General features: G+C 72.3%; 14 protein-coding genes. 6 read left to right on the forward strand and 8 right to left on the reverse strand.

Features of this window, described 5'->3' with window-relative positions; translation table 11 throughout:
- Window positions 1-50: 50 nt before the first annotated feature.
- Window positions 51-1,295, reverse strand: a complete 1,245-nt coding sequence (locus ABT118_RS27280; protein ID WP_350674457.1) for an RCC1 domain-containing protein — start codon at window positions 1,293-1,295, stop codon at window positions 51-53.
- A gap of 22 nt (window positions 1,296-1,317) precedes the next feature.
- Complete coding sequence (locus ABT118_RS27285; protein WP_350674459.1) at window positions 1,318-1,485, reverse strand: hypothetical protein; 168 nt, start codon at window positions 1,483-1,485, stop codon at window positions 1,318-1,320.
- Between the two features lie 284 nt (window positions 1,486-1,769).
- Here ABT118_RS27285 and ABT118_RS27290 point away from each other — a divergent pair, with 284 nt between their 5' ends.
- Together ABT118_RS27290 and ABT118_RS27295 are read left to right on the forward strand one after the other, a co-directional pair.
- A complete protein-coding gene (locus ABT118_RS27290; protein ID WP_350674464.1) occupies window positions 1,770-2,657 on the forward strand; it encodes a hypothetical protein in 888 nt (295 codons plus the stop codon).
- Window positions 2,657-4,000 (forward strand): hypothetical protein, encoded by a 1,344-nt coding sequence (locus ABT118_RS27295; RefSeq protein WP_350674468.1) that lies wholly within the window; start codon window positions 2,657-2,659, stop codon window positions 3,998-4,000. The genes ABT118_RS27290 and ABT118_RS27295 overlap by 1 nt, the downstream gene beginning before the upstream one ends.
- Before the next feature lie 55 nt (window positions 4,001-4,055).
- Here ABT118_RS27295 and ABT118_RS27300 read toward each other — a convergent pair whose 3' ends face one another.
- The 3 genes from ABT118_RS27300 to ABT118_RS27310 form a co-directional block, all read right to left on the reverse strand.
- Entirely contained in the window at window positions 4,056-4,979 is a 924-nt protein-coding gene (locus ABT118_RS27300) for a hypothetical protein (protein WP_350674470.1), read from the reverse strand.
- A complete protein-coding gene (locus ABT118_RS27305) occupies window positions 4,976-5,941 on the reverse strand; it encodes a hypothetical protein (RefSeq protein WP_350674473.1) in 966 nt (321 codons plus the stop codon). Before ABT118_RS27305 ends, ABT118_RS27300 begins: the two co-directional genes overlap by 4 nt.
- A 166-nt stretch (window positions 5,942-6,107) precedes the next feature.
- Entirely contained in the window at window positions 6,108-7,619 is a 1,512-nt protein-coding gene (locus ABT118_RS27310; protein WP_350674475.1) for a hypothetical protein, read from the reverse strand.
- Window positions 7,620-7,768: 149 nt separating this feature from the next.
- On the opposite strand from ABT118_RS27310, the gene ABT118_RS27315 reads away from it, so the two are divergent.
- The 3 genes from ABT118_RS27315 (at window position 7,769) to ABT118_RS27325 (ending at window position 9,047) form a co-directional block, all read left to right on the forward strand.
- A complete protein-coding gene (locus ABT118_RS27315) occupies window positions 7,769-8,164 on the forward strand; it encodes a hypothetical protein (protein WP_350674478.1) in 396 nt (131 codons plus the stop codon).
- A 56-nt stretch (window positions 8,165-8,220) separates the two neighbouring features.
- Complete coding sequence (locus ABT118_RS27320) at window positions 8,221-8,613, forward strand: hypothetical protein (RefSeq protein ID WP_350674481.1); 393 nt, start codon at window positions 8,221-8,223, stop codon at window positions 8,611-8,613.
- Window positions 8,614-8,717: 104 nt separating this feature from the next.
- Complete coding sequence (locus tag ABT118_RS27325; RefSeq protein ID WP_350674483.1) at window positions 8,718-9,047, forward strand: hypothetical protein; 330 nt, start codon at window positions 8,718-8,720, stop codon at window positions 9,045-9,047.
- A 26-nt stretch (window positions 9,048-9,073) separates the two neighbouring features.
- Here ABT118_RS27325 and ABT118_RS27330 read toward each other — a convergent pair whose 3' ends face one another.
- The 3 genes from ABT118_RS27330 to ABT118_RS27340 form a co-directional block, all read right to left on the reverse strand.
- Window positions 9,074-9,553, reverse strand: coding sequence for a MarR family winged helix-turn-helix transcriptional regulator (locus ABT118_RS27330; protein WP_350674485.1), 480 nt, complete (start codon window positions 9,551-9,553; stop codon window positions 9,074-9,076).
- A 173-nt stretch (window positions 9,554-9,726) separates the two neighbouring features.
- A complete protein-coding gene (locus ABT118_RS27335) occupies window positions 9,727-10,665 on the reverse strand; it encodes a M48 family metalloprotease (RefSeq protein WP_350674489.1) in 939 nt (312 codons plus the stop codon).
- A complete protein-coding gene (locus tag ABT118_RS27340; RefSeq protein WP_350674491.1) occupies window positions 10,662-11,042 on the reverse strand; it encodes a BlaI/MecI/CopY family transcriptional regulator in 381 nt (126 codons plus the stop codon). Before ABT118_RS27340 ends, ABT118_RS27335 begins: the two co-directional genes overlap by 4 nt.
- A 138-nt stretch (window positions 11,043-11,180) precedes the next feature.
- On the opposite strand from ABT118_RS27340, the gene ABT118_RS27345 reads away from it, so the two are divergent.
- The gene (locus ABT118_RS27345) at window positions 11,181-11,831 is read left to right on the forward strand and encodes a phosphatase PAP2 family protein (protein ID WP_350674495.1); all 651 of its coding nucleotides are present in this window, start codon (window positions 11,181-11,183) and stop codon (window positions 11,829-11,831) included.

The raw sequence follows: 11,831 nt of genomic DNA on the forward strand, positions 1-11,831 counted from the left end.
TCCTGCAAGGAATTGGAGGGTCGGCGGGCCGGATCGCGGCCCGCCGGGCGTCAGCGCGCCAGGCTGAAGTTGCCGTTGGAGGGCGCCGCGACCGTGGAGACGTTCCCGGACTTGGCGAGCACCTGGACCGGGTTGTTGCGCTGCAGCAGGGTGCCGTCACCGAGCTGGCCCTTGTCGTTCAGGCCCCAGGCCTGGACGGTGCCGTCGGCCAGCACGGCCAGGTTGTGCGAAGCGCCGGAGGCGATGCCGACCACGCCGGTCAGCCCGGGCAGCGGCACGCTGGTGGTGCGCTGGGTGACGGTGCCGTCGCCGACCTGGCCCTTGTCGTTGGCACCCCAGCCGCGCAGGGTGCGGTCCTGGAGCAGGGCGATGGTGTGTCCGGCCCCCGCCGAGAGCCCGGTGACGTTCTTCAGCTCCTGCACCGGCACCGGGTAGGGCTTGTTGACCGTGGTGTCGTCGCCCAGCTGTCCCTTGTCGTTCAGGCCCCAGGACATCACGGTGCCGTCCGCGATCACCGCGAGGGCGTGCGAGGCTCCGGCGGCGATGCCCTTGACGGTGGTCAGCTCCGGGATCGCCATGGCGGTGGTGCGGGTGGCCGGCGTCGCGGCGGGCGGGGCGGCGGTCGAGCTGGCGGGCTTGGCGGTGACGCCGAGCTGGCCCTTGTCGTTGGTGCCCCAGGTCTTCACCGTGCCGTCCTTCAGCAGGGCCATGCTGAAGGCGTCTCCGGCCGCGATCGCCTTGACGTCGTCCAGCCCGGCCACCGTCACCGGGAGCGAGGTCGCCGCCGCGTTGGTGGTGCCGTCGCCGAGCTGGCCCTTGTCGTTGGCGCCCCAGGCCCTGACCGTGCCGTCCTTGAGCAGGGCCAGCGCGTGCGAACCGCCCGCCGCGATCGCGTCCACCGCGCCCAGACCGGCCACCAGGCTCGGTACGGCGAAGTCGTCGGTGGCGCTGCTGGTGCCGTTGCCGAGCTGTCCCTTGTCGTTGCGGCCCCAGGCCTCGACGGTGCCGTTGGCGAGCAGGGCCAGCGCGAAGCCGGTCGTACCGCTTCCTCCGGCGACGACCGTGTTGAGCTCGGACCCGGACAGGCCGACCACGGAGACCGGGGTCTGCCGCTGGGTCTTGGTACCGTCGCCGAGCTGCCCGTTGGTGTTCAGGCCCCAGGCGCGTACCCGCAGGTCGTAGGCGGAGGCGGCGGAGGTGGGCAGTGCGACGGTGCCGAGGATGGCCAGGCCCGCCGCCAGGGGGGGGACGGCGGCGACGGGCAGGCGGCGGAGCTTGCGGTGCAGCAGGTGCATCTCTGTCCTCAGGTAGGGGCGTCTAGTACCGGACGGGCTCGCCCTGGGCGAAGCCGGGGTGCAGCGGCACGGAGTGGACGGGCGGGGCGACGGCGGCCGGTCGGTGCCGGGCCGCGGTGGTCTGGGTGGCGCCGAGTGCGGTCAGGGCAGCAAGGAGCAGCCCCGCGCAGAGGCGGGAGAGCGATGGCATGGAGTCCTTCGGGAACCGGGCCGCACGACGCGGGCCGCGCGGCGAAGCCTGGACCTGGAAGTCGGCTCGGGCGGATCCATGCCCTACCGGCGTCAGGGCCGTGCGTTTTCGAACGAATATCCACACCGTTGGCTCAGCCGGATCGTTCGTATTCGCCCTGTCGGCCCGTCAGCAGTTGCAGATAGTGACCACCCCCAGAAGCATGCGGTGAAGGCTGACTTCGCATCAGTTCACCCCTGCACAAGTGCCTTGAATATGCGCCGACTTCACTGGGAGCGTCCGTGTTGCGCACACCGCGAGCCAGAATCCTGGCCATTACCCTCAGTAGCGCCATCGCCCTGGTGGCCCCGACCTCGGCGGGGGCGGAGGACACCCAGCCGGCCGTGGTGGTGAACGGGACGTTCTCCTCGCCGACGGTCCCGAGCGACAAGCAGTTCGAGTCCGGGATCGACGGCTGGACCGGAAGCGGCCGCATCTCCGCCACCCGTGCGGCCCATCGCCTCGGTATCCAGGCCGCCTACATCGGCTCCAACTCCCTCAGCACTCGGCTGCGGGGCGTCCGGACCGGGGCCACGGTGACTCTCAGCTGGGACGACAGCCCCGACACCTGTGTGAAACAGGGCGTCGCCAACCGGACCTACGCCATCTCGGTGGCGGGCCCGGCCAACTCGCCCGGTGCCTTCACCACCAACCCCTCGGCCGGCCGGACCGACTGGTTCATCGGCCGGACCTACTCCTTCACCGCCGCCGAGGACGCCCCGCAGATCACGTTCAGCTCGACCGCCACCGAGACCGCCGGCTGCCCTGCACTCATCGCCAACGTCGCGGCCCAGCAGACCGCCCCACCACCGGCGCCGCCGAAACAGAACGACCCCTGCGCCGGAGAGGCCGCCGACAGCCCCGCCTGCAAGGACGTCGCCGCCGACAAGGAGAAGATCGACAAGTGCCCGCCCACCGACCGGGACTGCCTGGCGGGAGTGGCCGGCGACGGCAAGGCGGAGAAGGACGGCATCGCCAAGGAGACCCAGGCCGTCGACGACTTCGGCAAGATCCCCCGCGAGCAGGACCCGAACACGGCCGCCGCCGAACTCTGCGCCCTGCCCAACGCGTTGACCTCGGACCTCAAGCCCGGCGACGCCGTGGTCCCGCCGAGCGAGTGGTGGTTCTGCTGATGCGACGCCACCTGCTCCGGGCCGGCCTGGCAGTCGGCCTGGCACTGAGCCTTGCCCCGTCCGCCCACGCCGCCGACACCGTCGACACCCCGGTGCCCAACGGCACCTTCGCCCAGCCGGTCGCCCCCGACAACGGAACCGCCGCCGGGCACGCCGAGTGGGCGCCGGACAACAACACCGGCGCCGTCTTCGGCCGGAACCTCGCCCAGCACCCGCTCGGTTACCAGGCCGCCACGCTCAACTGGAACGGTGCGGCCCTCTCGCTGCGCACCCGCCTCTGGGGCGTGAAGGCCGGCTCCGCCGTCACCCTCACCTGGGACGACAGCCCGGGTGTGCACCGGCAGTGCACGGCGGCGCAGGTGAAGGACGGCCAGACCTACAACGTCTCGCTGATCACCACCGGCCCCGCACCCGACCCGGTGGTCACCACCAAGGGCACCGACACCGTCGGCACCGCCAACTGGGCCACCGGCCGGGTCTTCGAGTTCACCGCCACCGAGGACAACCCGATGGTCTCCTTCGACTCCCAGGAGCGCCGCGACTCGCTCTCCTGCGGTCCGCTGATCACCAACGTGACGGCGAAGCAGACGCCCGCACCGGTCGACCAGAAGATCCGCAAGGAGCAGCTGCCGGGCCCCAAGGCCTACCGGGGCAACGACCCGCTGGAGCCCGGCGTGGCGGTGGACGACTGCGAGGGATCCGCCACCAACTGCAGCTTCACCGTGGACAGTCGGTACTCCTACCGGTACTACGGCCAGACCAGGATCGTCGGCGAGGTGTACGTCAACTGCAGCCGCAACGCGGTGGTGGACGACCGGAGCATCGAGGTCACCGAGCCTTCGTACGACAGTCTCACCCAGTACTACGCGCTCAAGGGTGCCCCGCTGGTCCCCAGCCGCTCGGACCTCTCGCAGAGCCGCCCCAACCTGGCTGCCCAGGCCGCCGCCGGGTACGCGGCCGGCGGCGGCAACGCGGCGGCCGTCGCCACCAGCAACCCGCTCACCTGGAACCGGACCAGCACCAAGGCGCTCAACCCCACCATCCAGCCGGGCGAGGTGAGTTGGATCGAGGTGCAGCCCGCCCGCGAGCGCGTGGTCGGCAGCTTCACCAACCCCCGCAACAAGTACCGTCTCGACGCCGTCCTCGACGTCCCGGCGGTCGCCCTCCCGGACCGCTACTTCCAGCGCACCGGCCCGCTCACCGAGACCGAGCTCCAACGCTGCGGCACCGCCCGGCCGACGGCGGGCACCCCCGACAACGGCGCGAACCCGGACCGGCGCCTGATCACGGTGGACGCCCCGCCCGCCGGGGTGCGGACCAGAACGGTACCGCTCACCCCGTAACCGCCGACCGCACGGCAACGGCCCCCGCCTTCGAGGCGGGGGCCGTCCGGGCCGTCTACTGCCGGGCCCAACTCCCTTCCGGCGCAAGCCGGTACCGCTCGACCGGTCCGGCCGGGGCAGCTCCGGGCGCCACCTCCAGCAGGCCGTCCGGCAGCGACCGGCCGGGCGGGCGCAGGGACAGGCAGCGGTCCGTCGCGCTGAAGGTCTGTGCCACCACCGAGCTGACGTTGACGGTCGAGGGGCTGTCCACCACGACGTTCTTGATCAGCTTTCCGGTGCCGTCCACCCCCAGCACGCCCACGGTACGGGTCATCGCGTTCAGCACCCCGAACTGCAGCTCGTCGCCCTGGCGCACGGTGAACCTCACCGTGGTGGTCTCGGTGCTGGTCCGCTTCCACTCGTGCGAGAAACTGGCCCGGTAGGCCAGGGCGAAGGTCGCCTTGGCGCTGAGCTTCAGCTGGGCGGCACCCGTCACCGAGCCGGCCACGGTCACCGAACCGCCGTTGGCGATGTCCGCGTTGGGGCCCTTGTCGCTCGGCGCGGTGATGTCGGTGTGGGTGCCGGTGGTGGTGTTGCTGATCCCGGCGCTGCCGGAGACGTCCGTGGTGTTGTCGATCGTGCCCTCCAGTGTGGCGCTGCCGGAGATCTCACCCGCGATGTTGTCGGTGGTGCTCGACTCCAGTGCCACCGTGCGCTCGACCGTGATCGGCCGGTTGGTGCAGTTGACCGCCGCGTTGCCGAGCGAGACCACGGCGGTGGTGAACTCCCGGGACAGGCCCGGCAGCACGCGGAAGCTGCACCCGTACTCCTGTCCGCAGCCCCGGGCCAGCGCGGGGGCATCCGCGAGCGGGGTGTCCCCGTCGAAGGCCTGCGCGGCGGCAGCGGTGTCCTCCACGGGGGCCTCCTCGGCTGCGGCGGGACCGGCACAGAGCGCCAGCGCGGTCAGCGCGGCGGCGGGCAGCACCGCCCGGCGCCTCACATCCGCTCCCAAGTGCCCGACGCGGTGAGGACGTACACCGCGTCCGGCGCCCGGCCGGAGCGCTCGGGAGCGAGCTCGACCGGGCCGTCGCCGAGCGCGCGGCCCGGCGGGCGCAGCGAGAGGCACCTGTCCCGGGCGGCGAAGGTCTGCGCGACGATCGAGCTGGCCGTCACGCTGGAAGGGCTGTCCACCGTCACGTTCTTGATCAGCTTGCCGGTGTCGTTCACCTTCAACTCGCCGGCGGTGCGCGACATCGCGTTCACCAGGCCGAACTGGATCTCGTCACCGGCACTGACGGTGAAGGTCACCTTGGTCGACTCGGTGCTCTGCGCCTGCCAGCTGCGCGCGAACGAGGCCTTGAAGGCCAGTTCGAAGGTGGCTTTGGCCCCGAGGTGCAGCGCGTTGGAGCCCGCCACCGTCACCGGGGCCGTGAGGGCGTTCGATGCCAGGTCCTGCGTGGTCGGGCCCTTGTCCTTGTTCGGCCCGTACTGGGTCACGCTGTTGGTCATACCCGGTGTCAGGGTGCCCGTGGCCGAGGCGGTCACCGTGGTGTCCACCCCGCCCTCGATGGCCGCGCGCCCGGAGATCTCGCCGCCGATGTTGTCGGTGCTGCTGGTCACGAAGGTGACGGTGCGGTCGATCACCATGTCGCCGTCGGTGCAGTTGATCGCCGCGTTGCCCACCGAGAGCACGCCGCTGCTGAACTCACGCGGTGCCCGGTCGTACATCCGGAAGCTGCAGGCCCCGGCCGTGGCGCACTGGCTGGTGACCTCCCTGGTGGAGGCCAGCGGCTGCTCCCCGTCGAGGGCCTGCGCCACCGGAGGCGGCGGCACCGGGGTGCCGTCGGCAGCGTTGCCCGGGGTGGCGAGCGGGGCCAGCAGGGCTATCGCGGTTCCGGGGGCCAGCAAGGCGTACCGGGCAGCGGTACGCCGCCATCGCGGCGGGCAGGCGTGAACGACCACGGGTGTTCTCCTCGTGCGTCAGGTGCGGTCCTCCCATCCTCGGGGAGCGACGCATCGCAGGCGAACGGTCGGCTGCTGACGGTCCGCCATTCGGCGAGCCCCGCCTGCCACGACCGTCCGCCGACGCAGCGAGAGAAGGAGCAACAGCCTCACCCTGCCGGAGGCATCACGGCCCTGACGGCCCGTCCGCCGGTCGGCGGGCACGGCGGCGGAGCGTGACGACGGCCGCCACGCCGATCACCGCTGCTGCGGCGGCGGCCCCGAGCGCCGGACCGGTCCGACTGCGGTGGCCCGCCGATCCGGCCGAGGGGGTGCTGCCACCGGCGGTGACCGGCGGCACCGCTGCGGACCCGCCGGTGTTCGCGAGCGCCACCGTCACGATGTCGTTGGCCGGGGTGTCGTCCGCAAGCCGGTCCATGGCGATCTGCGCGAGCCCGCCCACGGCGGCGGCCGTGAGCTGCACGGGGAAGTCGAAGGTCTTCTCGTCGCCGGTCCGGGCCAGCGAGGTGCTGCAGCGGAAAGGCCACCCCAGTGCCGACGGGTCAGCCGTACACGCGGTACCCGGGACTGTGGTGGCACCCTCGGGCAGCGCCAGCAGGACGTCGACCGGTCCGGGCTCGTCCAGGCCGTCGTTCCGTACCCCGATCGTCAGGGTGCCGCTCAGGCCGTCGCCGGTCGGAGCCCACCGGCCGAAGGTCGCGATGTCGTTGGGGTACGAGGTGCGGGACGGCGGCCCGGGGCTGAAGGAGGCCGAGTTGGTGTAGTTCCCGCCTGCATTCATGAGGTTCGCGGCACCCGAGGTGGTGACCGGGCCCTCGGGCTTGCCGAAGGTCAGCCGTCGGCCCGAGCCGGGTTCGAGGTGCTGGTTCTGCTTGCGCCGGCTCTCCTCCTGCCAGTCCGCGTTCGCGTTGACGTAGAACCGCACCACCCCCTTGGCCATCGGCAGGATGAGCGGCAGTCGGTCCAGCGTGACGGTCTCACCGGGGGCGACCGGGCTGTCGATGGTGCAGACCGCCGTCGGTCTGTCGGTCTGGTATCCGCAGTTGGCGAACCGCTCCGCGAACTCCTCGCTGGTGTCTCCGGCGATGGTCAGGATGACCCGGTCGGCGGGCAGCGAGCCGCGGTTGACGATCTTCACCACCGGGCTCACCGCGTTCCCCGGCTGCTCGACGGTCTGGGTCGTGATCGGTTCGAACTCCAGCGACGGTCCGCCGATCACGACGGTGACGTCCGTGTCGAGCCGCTTGCCCGTCTCGGGTTGCGTCGCCGTGATGTGCAGAACCCCGGTGTCACCCAGCTTGCTGCCGCTCGCCGCCACCAGATGGGGGTCGCCGTTGGTGAACTCGCCGTGGAAGGCGCGCGTCTCGCAGACGTACACCGTCCCGTCATGGGAGCACCGCGGCTGCACGGTCAGGTCCGCGATCCCGGTCAGGTCACGGGTGTCGTAGCTGATCGGAAACGGCTGGTCGGGCGGTCCGTCGAGGCCGGGCAGTCCGTCGATCAGGAACTGCACTCTGGTCGGTGGTCCGCCCGCCGCCGGGTAGACCGACAGGGCCTGTGGCCCGTCGTACGCCAGGGGCGCATCGGCCGCCGAAGCTGGCCGGGCGCCGCCCGCCAGCACGAGGCCGATGGTGGCGGCGACGATCCCGAGGGATCGGGCCGGGTGTCCGAGTGCCATGGCTCCCCCTGGAGTCGCCCGTCTGTACTTCTCACCCTAGAGGTGCTCGCGGCTCACCGACGGGTCGATCGACCTATGAGGTCATAGGTACTCGATCGGCAACCCCTCTGCTAGAAATTCGTCACATCAATTCACGGAGGGAAAAAACCTTGAGGATTCGCAGCGCAGCCGCAGTGACAATGGCCGGCGCATTCGCCGCCATCGGGCTTCTGGCGCCGCCCGCCACGGCCGGCGGAAACGACAACGCGGGCGCCTGGGTCACCGGCGGAACGGTCCACAACTACTGCGCCGTGGGCGACTTCTGCCTCTACACCGGGATGCTCTACTCCGGGCGCGTGTTCGGACTGCCGAACTGCACCGACTACGCCATGCACGAGTGGAACGGCATCGGTTCCTGGAAGAACAACCAGACCCCCGACAGCTACAACACCGATGCCGAATTCAAGGACGCCCGCGGGGTTGTCATCGGGCACGCGTGGCTCCAGTACGGGGCCGAGCCCGCCGTCAACCTCACTCCCGCGTACTACGTGCGCCCCTGCGGCTGAGGGCCGTCAACCCAGATCAGCCGCACTCCCTGCACCGACCCACAGAGGACAAGATCTTGAAGATTCGCAGAACAGCCGCAGTCGCACTGGCCGGCGCATTCGCCGCCATCGGCCTCCTGGCCCAGCCCGCCATGGCCGGCACCTCCGACAACACGGGCGCCTGGGTCACCGGCGGAACGGTCCACAACTACTGTGCCGTGGGCGACTTCTGTATCTACACCGGCCCGTCCTACTCCGGGCGCGTGTTCGGACTGCCGAACTGCACCAGCTACGCCCTGCACGAGTGGAACGGTGTCGGCTCCTGGCGGAACAACCAGACCCCTGCCAACTACAGCACCGACGCAATGTTCAAGGCCCACGACGGGGACACCATCGGGATCACCTCGGGGATTCCGGCCATGGACAGCATGACCTTCCGGCCGGTGTACTTCATCGTTCCCTGCCACTGATGGATTTCGTTCGAGACTCCCGAGGAGTGGACATGGCGCGTTCGGCAGGAACTGACGGTGGCAGGTCGATCGGAACGAGGCTCGCCGCAGTGGCGGCCGCCGGGATGATGACCCTGGCAACCGGTGTGTTGACGGCAGGCCCGGCCCAGGCGACGGACAGCTACCAGGGCTGCCCGGCCGGGGCGGCCTGCATCTACGCACAGGACAAGGGGTGGAACGGGGGCCACCCGGACCTGATCTTCTGGGAGGGGGCCTACAACCTCAGCTACCAGGAGGGGAACCACATCGTCTTCAACAACCAGACCGACCAGTGGAAGGTCGAACTCCGCGAGGGGTGGAACGGCACCGGGACCGTACGGGTCTACGTGCAGCCGGGCGAGCACGAGGTGGAGAACCTGTCGCCCATCAACTCGGTCGTCCTCAGGCCGGCGTAGTCGCGGGGGCGGCGGCGGCCGGCCCGTCACGGTGCCGGCGGGATCCAGCCGCTGCGGGTGGCGGCGGCGCAGACCCGCCGCAGCAGGTAGTGCAGCTGGGTCCGCTCGCCCCTGGTCAGGGACGCCAGCAGGAGCTCCTGCACCGGCAGGACGTCGTCCTGCACCGCCTGTGCCTCCGCCAGCGCGTCCTCCCCCGCCGGGGTGAGAGCGACCACCTCGTGCCGGCCGCCGATGTTGACCACCATGGCCTGCACCAGACCCAGCACCAGGAGCTCGTCGACCACCCGCAGGGCCTCGGCCTCCGGCAGCTCGACCTGCGCGGCGAGATCGCTTCGGGCGTGCGGCCCCAGTGCGGCCAGCGCCTCCAGCACCGCCTGGTGGACCGGGCCGACCCCGTGCTGCTCCAGCCGCTCGGCCATCATCGCGTCCACCGCCCGGCCGGCCGCCGCCAGCAGGTGCACGGTCTGCTCGGAGGTCGCCGAGGACCCGCTTCTCCGGTTGTACACATCGCTTCCAATCAACGGGAGGGGAACAGCACCCCCCGGCCCGCGCCGCACCGGCCGCCGAGACGGCCCCGTGCTCTCGCGGTGCTCCGCGCCTGCCGGCGCGCGAAGTCAGCCCAGGCTCACCTTACGGGTGGTCCGGTGATCGGTCTACACCGGTGTCGTCGCCCGGGTGCTCAGCGGGCCAGCACCGCTGCGGCGGCGGACTCCACGTACTCGTGCAGCCCGTACGCCAGCGCCGGAGCCAGCAGTGCGGGCACCGACACGCCGGCCGCCCAGCCGGTGGCCGCCGCCCGGGCCCGGCGGGCCCGTGGCCGGACCGGTACCGGTCGCAGCAGCGCCCCGACCCGGCGGGGCACCGGGCCCGTGCCCACCGCGAGCAGCGGACCTCGGGCCGGGCGGGCGGCAGCGCCCGCGAGGGCGGCCCGGGCGATCGCGGTGGCGGCCAGGCGGCGGTCACCCACGGCGGCCGCGGCGGCTTCGTCGGCCCACCGCTCCAGGTGGAAGTCCAGGGCCGGGCGGAGCGTCCGCAGCGCGGGGTGGATCGCGGCGGCCAGCTGGACGGCCAGCGAGAACAGGTGGTGACGGCCGGTCAGGTGGGCCCGCTCGTGCGCGAGCAGCACCTCGCGCTCGGCCGGGCCGAGAGAACCGAGCATGCCCGCCGTCACGACCACCCGGCCGCCCCGGCCGCGCCGCCCCGGCAGGGCGAACGCCTCCGGCTCCGGCTCGGGGAGCACCAGCAGGTCGCCGTCGGCCACCGCGTCACCGACCGAGGCCCAGCCACGGGCGAGCAGCGAACGGTGCCGGTGCAGGCGCCGGGCCAGCAGGACGGCTTGGAGCCCCAGTACCGCCCCGGCGGCAGCCGAGACCGGTACGGCGGCGGGCCACCGCTCCACCACCCGCGCCGGTGGGAGGTGTTCGAGCAGGGCCAGGAACGGCACGTGGAACAGGCCCACCAGCGCCGCCACCGTGCCGCCCGCGAGCAGGACGGCCGCGCCGGCCAGGGCCGCGCACGCCTCGCGCGGCGGGAGTGGCGCGGCCAGCCTGCGGGCGGCCGCCACCGCGCCCCAGGGGAGCAGCAGCGCCAGCACGACCACGGCCAGGGCCAAACTCACGCGCCGTCCCCGGACTCCAGCAGCAGCCGCCGCAGCACGTCCTCGTCGCCCTCGGAGAGCGAGGACACGAAGCGCTTCAGCACCAGGTCGCGCTGCGGTTCGCGCTCCAGTTCGCGCCGCATCCGGCCGGCCGCGAGACCGGCCGCGTCGTCGGCGGCGGCGTAGGCGTAGCCCCGGCCCGAGCGGGCCCGCACCAGCGTCCCCTTCTCGTGCAGCCGGGCCAGGATGGTGGCCACCGTCGTCCTGGCCAGCCCCCGGCCGACCGCCGCGTTCACCTGATGCGGCGTCAGCGGCCCGTCCGCCGCCCACAGCACCGCCAGCACCTCCGCCACCAGCTCGCCGTTCGGACGCCTGACGTCCCGGCCGTCCTCCACCATCACGCATCCACCCCGTTATTAGGCTTGCCTTGCCTTCACTGTACGGGGGTCGGTCGCAGCAGCCCACCCACCCACACTGTCTACACTGTTGTAGACACCATGGGGCGCGGCGGTCGCTCCGACGACGAGAGGCGCTCCGTGAGACTCCTACGAGCCCGCCCGCCGGTGCTCGTCGCGGGTGTCGCACTGACGCTGTTCGGCGTGCTCGCCGTCCTGCTGGCCCGGCACGGCTGGCGTCCGTACCCGGCGGAGGCGGCCCTGCACGCCTGGGTCCTGGACCTCCGGCCGGGCCTGGCCGTGCGGATCGCCGGAGCGGTGACCGATCTGGGCACAGGTGTCCCGCCCTACGCCGCGGCCGTCACGGCCGGCCTCCTGCTGGCGCGCGACCCCGCCCCGGTAGGGCGGCGGCTCGCCCGGGCCTGCGCGCCCGTGCTGGTGCTGGCGCTCGGCCAGCTGCTGCGCCGGGCCCTGGTGGAGGCCTTCGCCAGGCCGCGCCCGCCGATGTCCGACTGGGTCCGGGCCTCGCCCGGCGGGTACGCCTTTCCGTCCGGGCACGCCTTCACCGCCGCACTCGCGGCCGCCCTGCTCGGCTGGGCGGTCGTGCAGACCGTACGGCGCCGACGGGCGACGGCCGCCGCCCTCGCCCTGATGGCGCTGGCAGCGGCCGTCGGCCTCACCCGGATCTACTTCGGCGTGCACTGGCCCCTCGACGTGGCGGGCGGCTGGCTGCTCGCCATCGGCTGGTTCGCCCTCGCCGTCCCCTTCCTGCGCCGGGTGCGGCAGCACTGA

Source organism: Kitasatospora sp. NPDC002040, from assembly GCF_040296785.1.
Classification (GTDB): domain Bacteria; phylum Actinomycetota; class Actinomycetes; order Streptomycetales; family Streptomycetaceae; genus Kitasatospora.